The 16,067-nt window shown below is 36.9% G+C and carries 16 protein-coding genes; all 16 read left to right on the plus strand.

Annotated elements, in window-relative coordinates; translation table 11 throughout:
• The first annotated feature begins 159 nt into the window (after positions 1–159).
• The 16 genes from spoIID to WAX78_RS10445 all read left to right on the plus strand — a co-directional run bounded on the left by spoIID (position 160) and on the right by WAX78_RS10445 (position 16,052).
• Positions 160–1,173, plus strand: coding sequence for a stage II sporulation protein D (gene spoIID, locus WAX78_RS10370; protein ID WP_336482197.1), 1,014 nt, complete (start codon positions 160–162; stop codon positions 1,171–1,173).
• Between the two features lie 182 nt (positions 1,174–1,355).
• Positions 1,356–2,363, plus strand: a complete 1,008-nt coding sequence (locus tag WAX78_RS10375) for a LytTR family transcriptional regulator DNA-binding domain-containing protein (RefSeq protein WP_336482198.1) — start codon at positions 1,356–1,358, stop codon at positions 2,361–2,363.
• A gap of 233 nt (positions 2,364–2,596) precedes the next feature.
• A complete protein-coding gene (locus tag WAX78_RS10380; RefSeq protein ID WP_336482199.1) occupies positions 2,597–3,439 on the plus strand; it encodes an ABC transporter ATP-binding protein in 843 nt (280 codons plus the stop codon).
• The gene (locus WAX78_RS10385) at positions 3,439–4,146 is read left to right on the plus strand and encodes an ABC transporter permease (protein WP_336482200.1); all 708 of its coding nucleotides are present in this window, start codon (positions 3,439–3,441) and stop codon (positions 4,144–4,146) included. The genes WAX78_RS10380 and WAX78_RS10385 overlap by 1 nt, the downstream gene beginning before the upstream one ends.
• A gap of 163 nt (positions 4,147–4,309) precedes the next feature.
• Positions 4,310–5,281 (plus strand): M23 family metallopeptidase, encoded by a 972-nt coding sequence (locus WAX78_RS10390; RefSeq protein ID WP_336482201.1) that lies wholly within the window; start codon positions 4,310–4,312, stop codon positions 5,279–5,281.
• Between the two features lie 141 nt (positions 5,282–5,422).
• Entirely contained in the window at positions 5,423–5,557 is a 135-nt protein-coding gene (locus WAX78_RS10395; protein ID WP_336482202.1) for an ABC transporter ATP-binding protein, read from the plus strand.
• 327 nt (positions 5,558–5,884) lie between these two features.
• The gene (gene spoIIID, locus WAX78_RS10400) at positions 5,885–6,157 is read left to right on the plus strand and encodes a sporulation transcriptional regulator SpoIIID (RefSeq protein ID WP_020061467.1); all 273 of its coding nucleotides are present in this window, start codon (positions 5,885–5,887) and stop codon (positions 6,155–6,157) included.
• A gap of 158 nt (positions 6,158–6,315) precedes the next feature.
• Entirely contained in the window at positions 6,316–7,317 is a 1,002-nt protein-coding gene (gene mreB / locus WAX78_RS10405; RefSeq protein WP_336482203.1) for a rod shape-determining protein, read from the plus strand.
• 665 nt (positions 7,318–7,982) lie between these two features.
• Positions 7,983–8,417, plus strand: coding sequence for a 3-hydroxyacyl-ACP dehydratase FabZ (gene fabZ, locus WAX78_RS10410; RefSeq protein ID WP_020061470.1), 435 nt, complete (start codon positions 7,983–7,985; stop codon positions 8,415–8,417).
• Positions 8,418–9,087: 670 nt separating this feature from the next.
• Entirely contained in the window at positions 9,088–9,762 is a 675-nt protein-coding gene (locus tag WAX78_RS10415) for a CpsD/CapB family tyrosine-protein kinase (RefSeq protein WP_336482204.1), read from the plus strand.
• 253 nt (positions 9,763–10,015) lie between these two features.
• Positions 10,016–10,759 carry a YveK family protein gene (locus WAX78_RS10420; protein ID WP_336482205.1) on the plus strand — a complete coding sequence of 248 codons (744 nt, stop codon included), beginning with the start codon at positions 10,016–10,018 and terminating at the stop codon, positions 10,757–10,759.
• Entirely contained in the window at positions 10,749–11,453 is a 705-nt protein-coding gene (locus tag WAX78_RS10425) for a CpsD/CapB family tyrosine-protein kinase (RefSeq protein WP_336482206.1), read from the plus strand. The genes WAX78_RS10420 and WAX78_RS10425 overlap by 11 nt, the downstream gene beginning before the upstream one ends.
• A gap of 69 nt (positions 11,454–11,522) precedes the next feature.
• On the plus strand, positions 11,523–12,290 hold the full coding sequence (locus tag WAX78_RS10430) for a tyrosine-protein phosphatase (RefSeq protein WP_336482510.1): 768 nt from the start codon (positions 11,523–11,525) through the stop codon (positions 12,288–12,290).
• 269 nt (positions 12,291–12,559) lie between these two features.
• A complete protein-coding gene (galU, locus tag WAX78_RS10435) occupies positions 12,560–13,441 on the plus strand; it encodes a UTP--glucose-1-phosphate uridylyltransferase GalU (protein ID WP_336482207.1) in 882 nt (293 codons plus the stop codon).
• A 130-nt stretch (positions 13,442–13,571) separates the two neighbouring features.
• Positions 13,572–15,389, plus strand: a complete 1,818-nt coding sequence (locus WAX78_RS10440) for a polysaccharide biosynthesis protein (protein ID WP_336482208.1) — start codon at positions 13,572–13,574, stop codon at positions 15,387–15,389.
• A gap of 57 nt (positions 15,390–15,446) precedes the next feature.
• Positions 15,447–16,052, plus strand: coding sequence for a sugar transferase (locus tag WAX78_RS10445; protein ID WP_336482209.1), 606 nt, complete (start codon positions 15,447–15,449; stop codon positions 16,050–16,052).
• Positions 16,053–16,067: the final 15 nt, after the last annotated feature.

Genomic DNA, 16,067 nt, shown 5'->3' on the forward strand with positions numbered 1-16,067 from the left:
CTGTTATAGTCAGGAAACAAAATATTTATGCCTGTTTCATTACAAATATTCTAAAAATTTAATTTCATGTCGTGTTAGGAAGAAGAAAAGAACTTGTTCTAAATGCTTGTCTTACTCCATAAGAATGAAATGAGTCTAATTTCATAGTGGAGGAAAGCAATGAAAACTACGAAACCAATTATGGTCATCGTAACGCTATTAGTGGCGTTAGTGATTATCGTACCAAGCATGCTTGTTTTTCCGTTTGCAAAAGCGAAAGAGGAAAAACATAATACGCCTTCTGCTCCTCCAGCAGCGCAAAGTGCGCAAGCTCCTTCTCCTACAAAAACAAATGTGCAAGTATCTGTGTATCGCAGCAAACAAAAGAAGGTTGAAACTGTTGGAATTGAAGACTATGTTGCCGGAGTTGTCGCTGCAGAAATGCCAGCAAGTTTTGAAATAGAAGCATTAAAAGCACAGGCATTAGCGGCACGTACATTCGTTGTGAAGCGGATGTTAAGCGGGCAAAAGCTTCAAAATAAAGCAGACGTAACAGATACAGTAGACAATCAAGTGTACAGAAATAAAGAAGAGCTAAAAGAACAATGGGGAAAAGAGTATGAAGGCAAAATGCAGCGTATTGAAGAAGCGGTATCGAAAACAGCCGGACAAGTTTTAACGTACGAAGGGAGTCCCATTACAGCGTCATTTTTCTCGACAAGTAATGGCTATACAGAAAATGCTGCAGATTATTGGGGCAGCGACTATCCATACTTAAAAAGTGTAAGTAGTCCGTGGGATCAACAAGAACCAAAAGAACAAACCTTTACTGTTGCTGACTTTCAAAAGCGCCTTGGCGTGAAAGTGTTAGCAAGTGGTAATGTTGGCAACATTAAAGAGCGTACAGAAGGAAAGCGCGTAAAGGAAGTTGAATTTCAAGGGAAAACGTTAACGGGAAGAGACGTACGAGATAAGTTAGGTTTACGTTCTTCTGACTTTACGTGGAAGCAACAAGGAGATCAAGTAGTTGTCACAACGAAAGGTTATGGTCACGGCGTTGGGATGAGCCAATATGGTGCCAATGGAATGGCGAAGGAAGGTAAGACGTATACAGATATTGTCGAACATTATTATAAAGGCGTGGCAATTTCAGCATTGAATCAGTATGAAGGAAAAATAACAGCGAAGAAGTAAAAGCATAGCGCAGAGGCGTTATGCTTTTTTTTCGTGTGTGACTGAGGGTTTCTGATTTTGTTGAACGGTCTTTAAATGGTGTCGAAGCGCTGATAAGTGATGTAAAATCCGCATAAAAGAATCATAATTTTCCAAATGATGTCTGATATAATGGAATAAAAAACCAACGTAGGGGTGAGAGGATGGCGTTATTAGAACTGAACCAATTGGCAAAGACGAATGTTTTGCCATCTATTCAGTTAGAAATTGAGAATGGACAGTGTGTTGTGCTGCAATGCAATAATCATATTGGTAAAACGTTGCACCGCATTATTATGGGAGAAGAAGAAGCGTCGACGGGGACAGTATTATTTGATGGACAGCCGCTTGGGAAACATTCTTTTTCTCGAATTGGTTTTTGCTTTTTAGATGATGAGGCGTACGAACGACTAACGGTAAAAGATTACTTTACTTTTTTGCGAGAATTGTATGGTAATGGATTATCGGTAGATGAAGTTGTCCAGTTTGTGGGTCTTTTGGATAAAAAAGAGGTAAGAATAAGGGAGTTAACCTTTTCTGAAAAACGCCGCCTTCATATTGGGAGAAGTATGATACATAATCCGGAGCTTGTTATTTTGGAAGAACCGGAACAAAACGTAGATATTGAAAGTACAATTATTATTCGAAATGTCATTACGAAGTTAAAAGAACAGGGAAAAACTGTTTTTATTACTTCTGCTTTTCTTTCGGATGCTTTATCTTTAACGGAGGACGTGTATGTATTACATCAAGATGGTGTGAAAAAAGTGGAAATTGAACAAGAAGAACAAATAGAGGCTGAAGACGAAAAGGTAATCGAAATGATTCCGCAAATGAAATTAGAACGCATCCCGGCAAAAGTAAACGATAAAATTATTTTATTAGATCCAATGGAAATTCAATTTATTGAAACACAAAATGGAATTACACATATTCATGTGCATGAAGGGGATTTTATTTGTGCGCTTACGTTAAGTGAATTAGAAGAACGTCTAAAAGGATTCGGATTCTTCAGGTGTCACCGTTCTTACCTCGTCAATTTACAACGGGTGCGGGAAGTGATTACGTGGACACGAAATAGTTATAGTTTAATCCTAGATGATGAACGAAAAACATCGATTCCGCTGTCAAAAGGAAGAATGGATGAATTGAAAGATGTAATTGGACTGTAAATGTATGTTATGTTAACCCCGATATTACTTCACTCGCCTCTTATGGTGTTTCAATGAGCTAAAACTACGCTCCATTCACCGGTAAAAATACTCCTTTTACCGGTATTTTACTGCAAAGCCCTTTTGCTTTTCATATGATTGACTCAAGAAAAGCGTAAACAAACAAGCCGAGGCGGCCAGCCAGTCGCCAAAGCGCATTTTATCTATAAATGAAAAGCAAAGGGGATGACGAAATGACGTTGGCAATTGAAATGAAAGATGTGATGAAAAACTTCGATAGCAAAACAGCGCTTCGCAATGTAAATATTGAAGTGAAGAAAGGGGAAATCTTCGGGTTCCTCGGACCGAGCGGATCGGGGAAAACAACAACTGTGAAAATCTTAACTGCGCAGTTACTTCATAGTGTAGGAACGGTAAAAGTGCTAGGACAAGATATTACAGGGCCAGGCAGCATTGATTATAAACGAATTGGTATTTTAACAGATAACAGCGGTTTATATGAAAGACTTAGCATTTATGATAACTTACTATTATTTTGTGACTTATACGATTGTAAAAAAGAACGAATCGATGAAGTGTTAGCACAAGTGAACTTATTAGATGATAAAAAGACGCAAGTGAAAAAACTCTCAAAAGGAATGAAGCAGCGCGTGACGCTAGCGAGGGCCATTTTGCATAAACCGGATATTCTTTTCTTAGATGAACCAACATCAGCGCTTGATCCGGTGAATGTTCAAAACATTCATAATATCTTAAGGGATTTAAATAAAGAAGGAACGACAATCTTCTTAACGACTCACAATATGGATGAAGCAGAAACACTTTGCGGCCGCATCGCGTTCTTATGCGGCGGGGAAATTGTCGCGCTTGATACACCGGAAAATTTAAGACTCAAATATGCAAAAGATAAAATTGAAGTTGTGTTAAAAGATAAGAAAAAAGAAACAGTGCAAAAAGATGAATTAGGAGCAAAACGCATTTCGGAGTGGATGAAACAAGGGGAACTCTTATCAATTCATTCTTATGAGCCGACGTTAGGGGACATTTTTATTGAAGTAACTGGGAGGGGATTATGATGACATTTTCTATGAAGAGGTTTTCGGCGATTGTTCGGAAGGAAATGTATGATGCAGGAAAGAATTCACAAGTTTTAATTATGGCGCTGCTGCCAATTCTACTCTCTCTTTTCTATAGCAATATGGGTTCACAGAAAGAGTTTTTAGCTAGTTTTACGATTTCAATGACGCTTACAATGGTAGGATGTTATGTGCAAGCTATTATTATTGCTGAAGAAAAAGAAAAGCATACATTACGTGTCTTGATGTTATCACCGGCAAATCCATTGGAAGTTATTTTAGGGAAAAGTATATTAACGATAGTATTCGTCATAGCAGCAAGCTTTGTTAGTTTATTAATTTTAGGAACTTTAAAAGGAAACATTGGAATGTTAGTTCTAATTATTCTATTTGGTACATTGTTATGTATTGTATTAGGTACAATTGTTGGGTTATTATCACAAAATATTGCACAGACATCCATTATAGGTCTGCCGGTATTCTTATTGTTTATGATGGGACCGATGTTACAAGGGTTTGTAAAAAATGAAGTTGTAATAAAAACGGTTAGGCTTCTTCCGACAAATCATATTACGGAGGGGCTCGATAAAGCAATGCGTGGAAAGGAATTCTTCGCTATTCAAGAGCATTTAATTAATAACGCCATTTGGATGGCAGCGCTGATGGTGATTTGCTTCTTCGTCTACAAAAAGAAACAACTAGACTAAAAAACTGGGCATTTTGGCTCAGTTTTTTCTTTTTTTTTATCATTTCCTCGGAAATTTTGTAATTCGGATGCATATTTTTACAAATTTTGTCGAAAAGTAATCAGTTATAGATTGTATAGGATGGATGAATCTTGTTCAAAATGATTGCTGAGGTGATGATAGAATGAGAGAGAGGGAAAACAAGAAGTCTTCTCGAAAAGTAGTACATTTATTTCAAAAGCGTTGGGTATTCCCGACACTATACATTGTGTGTGCAGCGGTAATTTTAACAGTTGCATTATGGTATCAGGCAACGAATACGAAAAAGACGCCTGAGAAAAATCAAGCAACGCCGCAAAACGTAAGCGAAATTCCGACAATGCCAGTTACAAAATCTTCAGAAGTTGTGAAGATGCCAATTGCAAATGCAGCAGACGTTGTTGTAAAGAAGAAATTTTACGAAGATAAAGCAGCAGCTCAGGAGCAAGAACAAGCACTTGTCTTTTATAACAACACATACTCTGCGAATAAAGGAATTGATATCGCAGCAAAAAATGGGAAAGAGTTTGATGTCATAGCGGCATTAAGCGGTACGGTTACAAAAGCGGAAAAAGATCCACTTCTTGGGTATGTTGTAACAGTTGACAGCGGCAATGGCGTTACAACGTTTTATCAAAGCTTAGGCAGTGCAAAAGTGGAAAAAGGCGCGAAAATCAATCAAGGTGAAGTGTTAGGAAAAGCAGGGCAAAGTGAAATGAACAAAGAAGCAGGCTATCACGTTCATTTCGAAGTTCGTAAAGACAACGTTGCAGTAAACCCAGAGAATTACTTCGACAAGTCTGTTGCAGATATTAAAGTTGAAAAGCAAGAAAAGCAAAAAGAAGAAAAATCAACAAATGGCGCAACGAATGAGAAACAAAAAGAAGAAAAATCAACAAACGGCGCAACTGATGACAAGCAAAAAGAAGAGAAATCAACAAACGGCGCAACTAACGATAAGCAAAAAGACGAGAAGTCAACAAACGGCGCAACAAATGATAAGCAAAAAGAAGAAAAATCAACAAACGGCTCAGCTGATGATAAGCAAAAAGACGAGAAGTCTACAAATAGCTCAACAGGTCAAGATGATAGCTCTTCTGCTGACCAAGGCGAGTAATATACGAAACCATCAGCCCTCTATACGAGGATTGATGGTTTTATTTTTATATAAAAATAATTAATATCTTTAAAAAACCTGTAACAGCAAGGAAATTGGACAGAATTCTCGAATATATATTACTAAAAGGAGGGGATTACTGTGTCATTGCTATTTGTTCTGTCGATTGCACTTATTTTATTGTTTGTTTTATTTTCATTATATTATTTAATTACGAGCAAAAGAGAAGTCCCCCGTCAAAGCCTTTGGGAAGAAAATATAGATCGAGAAGAATGACGCTTTCATAAGGCGTCATTTTTTTTGCCCCTTAAAGCGCCTATATAGGAAGGAAAACTTTCATTTTCACAGATTTCTCATAAAAAAATGTAATTTTTGTCACTATAGTCCGCAAAAATACAGAACTTGTAGCATATAAATACAATGCGGGCAATAGAATGGTATAAACCAAAGCAAAGAGAGTGTTTGAGGTGAGAAATCGTGGATCATTTTATTATAAATCCCAGGAAGTATAACGCTTACAAACAGCATTCGAACGTACAGCCTAGTCATATGCAGCGAGTCTCATTTCACCCTTCTCACATCCAATTTAGGGAGGCGAGTGGTGTGCACGATTACATCAAAGAGAGAACAATCAAGATTGGAAAGTATATCGTGGAGACAAGAAAAACAGTTCGTGTGATTGCAAAGGAATTTGGTGTATCAAAAAGTACTGTGCATAAAGATTTAACAGAACGCTTACCAGAAATTAATCCAGAGCTCGCAAATGAAGTGAAGGAAATTCTTGATTATCATAAGTCAATTCGTCACCTCCGCGGCGGCGAAGCAACGAAACAAAAGTATCAAAAAGAGGATACAGAAAAAATCGTGCGTCAATAATCTGACAATCAGCAAACATTCCTAATAAAAGGTGAAAAAATTCGGTAGAATTCATTTCTTCAATATTACGTTTCTACAAAGAGTATGCTAAAATTAGAAATTAGGTGTAAAGTATTCGGGTTTAGCCTGATTTATATATTGAGGAGGAAAACACAGGAATGTTTGCGAGAGATATCGGAATTGACCTTGGCACGGCCAACGTATTGATTCATGTAAAAGGTAAAGGAATTGTATTAAATGAACCGTCTGTTGTGGCAATTGACCGCAATACGGGAAAAGTATTAGCGGTAGGTGAAGAAGCAAGACGCATGGTAGGGCGTACACCTGGAAACATTGTAGCGATTCGTCCGCTAAAAGATGGTGTAATTGCTGATTTCGAAATTACAGAAGCGATGTTAAAACATTTCATTAACAAACTAGACGTAAAAGGCTTCTTATCCAAACCTCGCATTTTAATTTGTTGTCCAACAAACATCACATCTGTAGAACAAAAAGCCATTCGTGAAGCTGCTGAGAGATCGGGCGGTAAGAAAGTATACTTAGAAGAAGAACCAAAAGTAGCTGCTGTTGGTGCTGGTATGGAAATCTTCCAACCAAGCGGAAATATGGTTGTGGATATTGGCGGAGGTACAACGGATATTGCGGTACTTTCTATGGGCGATATCGTTACCTCCTCTTCCATTAAAATGGCGGGCGATAAGTTTGATATGGAGATCCTAAACTATATTAAACGTAAGTATAAGCTATTAATTGGAGAACGTACAGCAGAAGATATTAAAATTAAAGTGGGTACAGTGTTCCCAGGTGCACGCAGTGAAGAGCTTGAAATTCGTGGCCGTGACATGGTAACAGGTCTGCCTCGCACAATTACAGTATGCTCTGAAGAAATTACAGAGGCATTGAAAGAAAACGCAGCTGTTATTGTACAAGCTGCAAAAGGTGTATTAGAACGTACACCGCCTGAATTATCTGCTGATATTATCGACCGCGGCGTTATTTTAACGGGCGGCGGAGCACTACTGCACGGCATTGACATGCTTCTTGCAGAAGAATTAAAAGTACCTGTATTGATCGCGGAAAATCCAATGCACTGTGTAGCAGTTGGAACGGGTATCATGCTTGAGAACATCGACAAGTTACCACGCCGCGCTTTACTATAAGTAACAACGAACGTTAGGCAATATGCCTAACGTTTTTTTTATTTCGCTATTTGTGAGCGGTAAGGCCCTCCGCCTCAGGACTCCGAGAGAAGTGTTGTCCAGCTCTAGCGGCTAGAATCTCCGGTCGTTTCGCCCCCTCGGGCGAGGCAAAAAAGCGCCTCTCTGCCTTGAGCTCCAACGTCCTGCGATTCTGGGCGAGCCGCTTCCGCTTTTCTACAGAAGATAGGTGAAGAAAAAACCACTGATGGAAGTTTTACTATATATCTATCTCTAAAAATATATGGTTTTTGCGAAAAATGTAGAAATATAAAGGAAATTGGAGAAAAATAAGCCTTTACAGATATATTTTGGCAAATTTGCTATTTTCCATATTGGAAGCGCTTATACTATAATAAAGCCGAATACGACACATGAGGTAATATGCCTCCCGGCATATTACCTTCCCCTAACTTGGGCATATGCTCTTTTCTGCCTCCATGTCAACCGGATTTATTTCTGTTATACTAAAATTTGTAGGAAAGAAAGAGTATATGCATTTTTTTAAAGCGACACGAAGCAGGAAGGACTGCTTCGTTTTTTTTTCGTAATGACAAATAATGAATAAAGTGGGATAATAATATATAACCAAGTACTAAGACTAATTTCTAAAAAAGGAGCGAGATAGTATGTTGAACATAGAGCAAATTAAAGAAATTATCCCGCATCGTTATCCATTTCTACTTGTTGATCAAGTTCTTGAAGTAGAAGAAGGAAAACGTGCGGTTGGTATTAAAAACGTATCTGCAAATGAAGAATACTTTAACGGCCATTTTCCTGATTATGCGGTAATGCCGGGAGTATTAATCGTTGAGGCACTAGCACAAGTCGGAGCAATTGCTGTTTTAAAGAAAGAAGAAAACCGCGGGCGTCTTGCTTTCTTTGCTGGCATTGACAACTGCCGCTTCAAAAGACAAGTACGTCCAGGCGATCAGCTTCGCCTAGAAGTAGAAATGACGCGCGTACGCGGCCCGATTGGAAAAGGAAAAGCAGTCGCAACAGTAAATGGCGAGATTGCTTGCGAAGCGGAAATTACATTTGCGCTTGGAGATAAAAAGGAATAATTGTTAAAAGGACACTCATTGGAGTGTTCTTTTTTTATGAGATGAGGAAATTTCACCATATGTATATTTTGGAATGGAAATAATTTATGCAATACAACTTGCTGTGAACAACATCTGAATTCGTTTTCTCAACATTATACAGAATATACTGAATATATTAAATAAAAAATATTTTAAAGTGTATTTATTTTATGTATAATTTGTATATATGATTCATTATAAAGAACAATATATTTGTGTAAAAAAGAAAAAACAAATTTATTTTTTAGGAATCATCGCTAAAAAGGAATTTTATAACCTAATGTTCGTATATAAGAACATTAGGTATGTTGTATCTAAGTATATAAGGATATTTAGGGAGTGTATTGAAATAAATTTAGAAAAACCTGTAATTATAGGAATATTATATAGCGTTTTACTGCATTTATTAAAAATTCATTTTTTATATATTGATTTTTTGGTTAGAAGTAACTAAAATGGTTACTTTGTATTCTGTATAGTGAACAGGTTTTTTATTGATAAACATCCTTCCCTTTGCGTTTCTTCCATTAATATATAGAGAAAATGAGATATGGAAATAAATGAAAAAAGGACTTGTTCTTGAAAAAGAATCTGTTTAGGGATGATATATACATATGTGTCGTATTTCATAAGAAAGAGGAGATTCATTATGTTCGGTAAAAAAAGAGAATCAAACCGAAAATTAATAGCGCATTATGAGCCAAAATCACAAATTGCTGAGCAGTACCGCAATATTCGTACAAATATCCAATTTACATCAGTGGATAGTGACGTGCGTTCAATCGTTGTGACTTCTTCTAGTGCAGGAGAAGGGAAAACAACAACAATAAGCAACCTAGCGGCTGTATTCGGACAGCAAGGGAAACAAGTATTAGTCATTGATGCAGATATGAGAAAGCCAAAACTGCATGAGATGTTTCGTATTGACAATCAATTCGGCTTAACGAAAGTCTTATCTGGACAAGCTTCGTTTGAGCAATGTATACATAAAACGGAACTAGAGAACGTATCATTTTTGCCGTCGGGTCCTATTCCTCCAAACCCGGCAGAATTATTAAGTTTTCGTACGATGGAAGAAGTGCTAGAGAAGGCAGAAGCAGCATTCGATATTGTGTTAATTGACACACCGCCTGTTCTCGTTGTAGCGGACGCACTAATTGTAGCGAATCGATGCGATGGCATTATTTTAGTTGTACGTAGCGAAATGACAGAGAAAAACAAAATCGTGAAAGCGAAACAGTTGCTAGACAATACTTCTGGTAAATTACTCGGAGTCGTTTTAAACGACAAAAAACAACAAAAGGGTCAATACGGATACTATTAAAATAGGATAAGCCTATGAGAGAAAAACATAGGCTTTTTCTAGCTTTTCAACGCCTTATAATTGACAGTTTATTGTGAAAAAGGGGTTTTATGGAAAGATTTGTGTAGAATGTTGTAAAATTTAATGATTTTATGTAAGATTGTAGGTGTTCGTCTTATTATAAGAACATAAAAAGTGATATTTCTATATTAAAATGATATGTAGTCATGTTAAAATTTTTTTGTATGCAAAAAACCGAAAGCTGGAGGAAGTTATGGAGGAAACGATTAGTTTAAAAGAGTTATTTCACATTTTACGAAAACGTCTAGCAATGATCCTTTCAATTACATTTGGTGCCGCTATCATTAGTGCAGTTGTAAGTTTTTTCTTTATAACGCCAATCTATCAAACTTCTACGCAAATTCTTGTTAACCAAAAGAAACAAGAAGGAGCAGCATTTCAAGCTGGTGAAGTTCAAACCAACATTCAATTAACGAATACATATAAAGTCATTGTTAAAAGCCCAGTTATTTTAGATCAAGTGAAAGAAAAACTAAAGTTAGACATGACAACGCAAGCTTTAACGCAGAAGATTGACGTTGCTAATGAGAAAGATTCACAAGTTATCTCGGTAACTGTCAAAGATAAAGATCCAAAGTTAGCGCGTGATATTGCAAACACGACTGCAGAAGTGTTTAAAGGCGAAGTTGCAAAGATTATGAGTGTAGATAACGTAACTGTTCTTTCAAAAGCAGAAGTAGTCGAGCATCAATCACCAATTAAACCACAACCGGTATTAAACATTGCAATTGCATTTGTTATTGGATTAATGGCTTCTATCGGACTCGCATTCTTACTGGAATACTTAGACAACACAGTGAAAAAAGAAGAAGATATCGAAGCGTTACTTGGCTTACCTGTATTAGGAATTGTAGCGCGTATGGATGAAGAAGAAAAAGGATCGAGAAACCATGCAGCATCAGCGCAGAGAGTAGGGGGACATACAATTGGCTCTTAAAGGTTTGTTTCAGAAAAACAACAATCATCGTCAACGTCGTCAATTAATCGCACATAATCAGCCGAAGTCTCCGGTAGCAGAACAATTTCGAAACATTCGTACGAATATTGAATTTGCGGCAGTGGATACAAATATTCAGTCTTTAATGGTGACATCTGCAAATCCAAGTGAAGGAAAAACAACAACGACAGGGAACATTGCCGTTGTCTTTGCTCAGCAAGGAAAGCGTGTACTACTTGTTGATGCAGACTTACGTAAACCTGCATTGCATCAAATGTTTCAGGTTGATAATATTTTCGGCTTAACAAACATTTTGACACATAGTGAAATACTTGAAAAATGTGTGCAAACAACAAATGTTGAGAATTTATACTTTCTTCCGTGCGGACCGATTCCGCCAAACCCAGCAGAGCTACTTGGTTCTAGGGTCATGACAGAATTTCTCGGACAAGTTTCCAACATGTATGATTTAGTCATCTTTGACTTACCGCCGATTTTGCCAGTATCAGATGCGCAAATTATGGCAAGTCAATGCGATGCTTCACTTCTTGTGGTACGAAGTGCGCAAACGGAAAAAGAAGCAGCATTAAAAGCAAAAACGCTATTAGAATCAGCAAAAGGTAAATTATTAGGGGTTGTTCTAAACGACCGTGAACGTGAACAGAGCCTATATTATTACTACGGTGCAAATTAAAGAGATGTGTGCTCCGCACACATCTTCCCTTCTCTTATTAAATATATAAGTATAGAAAGGATGGAAACTATGATTGACTTGCATTGCCATATCTTGCCCGGCGTTGATGACGGAGCAAAAACTGCAGCAGACAGCGTAGAAATGGCCAAAGCAGCAGTGGCAGAAGGAATACATACAATTGTGGCAACACCTCACCATCAAAATGGAAAGTATGTCAATGAGCGCATGCATATTCTTCATCAGGTAAAACAATTAAATGGTTTATTACAAGAAAAAGATATAAATTTGACGGTTTTACCAGGTCAAGAAGTTCGGTTATATGGCGAAATGCTAAAAGACTACGAAAATAACAAAATCGTCACATTAAATGAAACAAACAAATACATACTCATCGAATTCCCGTCTAATCACGTACCACGCTATGCAGAACAAATGTTATACGAACTACGAGTAAAAGGAATCATCCCAATCATCGTTCACCCAGAGCGCAACGCAGAATTAATTGAACACCCAGATAAGCTATACAACTTGGTCAGCAAAGGAGTACTTACTCAAGTAACAGCAGGAAGCTTACTTGGTAACTTCGGCAAAAAAATAAAAAAATTCTCACTGCAACTCATCGAACATAACTTAACGCATATGATTGCATCCGACGCACATAACACAACAACGCGCGGCTTTCACTTACAGGCCGGCTATGATGTTATTAAAAAAGAATTTGGTACAAATACGCTCATGCACTTCAAGGAAAATCCATATTTGTTTATAAGTGGGAAAAGTATTTATAAAGAAGATCCAGAACAAATTCGTCGTAAGAAAATATTTGGTATCTTTTAATATTGCATATATACGGTGATGCCTCCTAACCGTTATCAACGGAGGCACTCGGCCTTGCTGTGGGTAGAACAATATTTTACCTACCTTAGACGCGTGTCGTCAGGAGCATGGCGTGAGGATGGGTTAGATGCCCAAAATTATTTTAAAAACTCTAGCTATAGGGTTGTGTTTAAGAACACTATAGCTAGGGTTTTTATTATTTAAATACCGATATACATAAACATAGAGAGATAAAAGCGCAGATAAAAACACAGTTAGGGGGACTAACAATGAAACAAGTAAAAAAAGCAATTATCCCAGCAGCTGGACTTGGGACAAGATTTTTACCAGCAACGAAGGCAATGCCAAAGGAAATGCTACCGATTGTCGACAAACCGACAATTCAGTACATCGTAGAAGAAGCAATAGAATCAGGAATTGAAGATATTATTATCGTAACAGGAAAAGGAAAACGTGCCATTGAAGATCACTTCGATCACTCCTTTGAACTGGAACAAAACTTATTAGAAAAAGGGAAGTATGACATGCTTGAAAAAGTACAAGCATCTTCCAAAATTAACATTCACTACATAAGACAAAAAGAACCAAAGGGACTTGGACACGCAGTATGGTGTGCACGAAAATTCATTGGAAATGAACCATTTGCCGTATTACTTGGAGATGATATTGTCCAAGCGGAAACACCGTGCTTACGTCAATTAATGAATGAATATGAAGCAACAAAGGCTTCCGTCATCGGCGTGCAAACAGTACCAGAAAACGAAACACATCGCTACGGCATTATCGATCCAATCGAACAAAACGGACGCCGTTACCAGGTGCGTAACTTCGTAGAAAAACCAGCACAAGGAACAGCGCCATCAAATTTAGCAATTATGGGTCGTTACGTCTTAACACCAGAAATCTTCATGTTCTTAGAAAACCAGCAAACAGGTGCGGGCGGAGAAATTCAATTAACAGATGCAATTCAACGTTTAAATGAAATTCAACGAGTGTTTGCGTATGACTTTGAAGGAACACGCTATGATGTTGGAGAGAAGTTTGGGTTTATTAAGACGACGATTGAAATGGCATTGCAGCATGAAGAGCTAAAAGAAGAGTTGATGAAGTATATGAATGAATTGGTCAAGAAAGAGAATGTGCATATATAGAAGGGAAGGTATTTTTTACTGTCAATATATGTGTATAACATAGGGGAAAATAAATAATTTAGCTGCAGTTCCTTTAAAATGAAGGGAAAAAATTTTATTTAAAAATAATATAAAGAAAGGAACATGTATATTGAGTTATCCAAAACGGCTCTCATTATTAATTTTCTTAGATTCATTTATTGTGTTAACTGCCGTGTACTTAAGTTATTGGTTTATACACCCGAATGCATTAAATGATGTTCCGATAACATTAATCATTAGTTCGATTACATTACTTTGCAGCCATCATGTTTTTGCATCTATTTATAAGTTATATAGTAAGGCTTGGGAGTATGCGAGTATAGGAGAATTAAAAAACATATTTAAAGCAGTTACCTTTTCGATTATAGTAACAGCAGTTGTACAAGAAATTATTAATCAAGATATTTACGTACGCATTATGGCAATTACTTGGATGTTACACATATTATTAATTGGTGGTTCCCGCTTTGTTTGGCGGATGTTCCGTGATACATATATGGCAAAGAATACAAACAATATAAATAAAACACCAACACTTATTGTTGGAGCAGGTGCAGCAGGAACAATGGTTGTAAGACAGTTACTACAAAATAAAGAAGCTGATTTATACCCAGTCGTATTTGTAGATGACGATAGAAATAAACAGCGATTAGAAATTTATAACGTGCCGGTTGTAGGTTCAACAAAAAATATTGAAAGAGTTGTCGAGCAATATGAAATTGAACACATCATTATCGCTATCCCTTCTTTAAATAGAAAACAAGTAAATGAGATTTTTGAAATCTGCACAAAAACAAAAGTAAAAACACAAATTGTGCCGATGCTAGAAGATATTTTAGACGGTAAAGTTTCTGTAAACGAATTACGTGATGTACAAGTAGAGGATTTGTTAGGGAGAGAACCAGTTCAACTAGACGATGCAGGAATCGGAGAAAAGATTACGGGTAAGACCATCTTAGTAACTGGTGCTGGTGGATCTATCGGTTCTGAAATTTGTCGTCAAGTGATGAAATACAAACCAGAAAAAATTGTTCTCTTAGGACATGGTGAAAATAGCATTTATACAATTGAAATGGAACTAAGAGCACAGTATAAAGACGTAGTTGAAATTACAACAGAAATTGCTGATGTACAAGATCGGAATAAAATGTTTGAAGTGATGAAAAAACATAAACCTTATATTGTGTATCATGCAGCAGCGCATAAGCATGTACCTTTAATGGAACGAAATCCCGAAGAGGCTGTGAAAAATAATATTTTTGGTACGAAAAATGTTGCAGAAGCAGCTGATACATTTAAAGTAAATACGTTTGTTATGGTTTCTAGCGATAAAGCAGTAAATCCTACGAATGTAATGGGGGCAACAAAACGTTTTGCGGAAATGATTATACAGCACATGGCAGCGGTTAGTAGCACACGCTTTGTTGCTGTTAGGTTTGGTAATGTCCTTGGAAGTAGAGGAAGTGTAATACCGTTATTTAAGAAGCAAATTCAAAAAGGCGGGCCTGTGACGGTGACTCATCCTGATATGATTCGTTATTTTATGACGATACCGGAAGCTTCAAGGCTAGTTATTCAAGCTGGTACTTTAGCTAAGGGTGGAGAATTATTTGTACTTGATATGGGAGAACCGGTAAAGATTGTTGATTTAGCAAAGAATCTTATTACCCTTTCAGGGTATTCCATTGAAGAAATTGGAATTGAATTTACTGGTTTAAGACCAGGCGAAAAGATGTATGAAGAATTACTAAATGAAGAAGAAATTCATCCGGAACAGATATTCCCTAAGATTCATGTGGGGAAAGCTGTCTTAATGGATCATGATATTTTGCAGCAGTTTATGAATGATTTTGGACAAATGAGTAAAGAGGGTATAAGGGAACGATTATTAGAGATTGCAAATAATAAAGTTTTAATTAAAAACTAATCAGGTGTTAAAAATAACCTAGTAACCTATGTTAGTAAAATTGGGGTGGTAATAAAAGTGTTGTATAAAACGTATGTGAAACAAGGAATAGATTTTATTTTGTCAATAGTAGGATTAGTATTGTTATCGCCAGTGTTTTTGCTATTAATTTTATGTATAAAGTTCGATTCAAGAGGTCCTGTATTATTTAAACAACGCCGTATCGGCAGAGGTAAAGAGGAATTTTATATTTTAAAGTTTAGGACAATGAGAATTGATACACCAAAAGACACACCTACACATCTTTTGGAAAATCCAGAAGCCTATATTACGAAGGTCGGTAAGCTTTTACGTAAGACAAGTTTAGATGAACTTCCGCAAATTATCAATATTGTTAAAGGCGAAATGAGCATAATTGGTCCGAGGCCTGCACTTTGGAATCAATATGATTTGATAGAAGAACGTGACAAGTATGGTGCAAATGATGTTTCACCAGGTCTTACAGGATGGGCACAAATCAATGGTCGAGATGAGTTACCAATTGATATAAAAGCAAACCTTGATGGAGAATATGTTAAGAGAATGAGCTTTATTTTTGATGTTCAGGTGTTTTTTAAGACAATATTCAGTGTAGCTAGAAGTGAAGGGGTTAAAGAGGGAAAAAATCAAAAAAAAATCTCCTAATTTAGTGAGATTGAG

It is taken from the genome of Bacillus yunxiaonensis (genome assembly GCF_037104695.1).
GTDB lineage: Bacteria > Bacillota > Bacilli > Bacillales > Bacillaceae_G > Bacillus_A > Bacillus_A yunxiaonensis.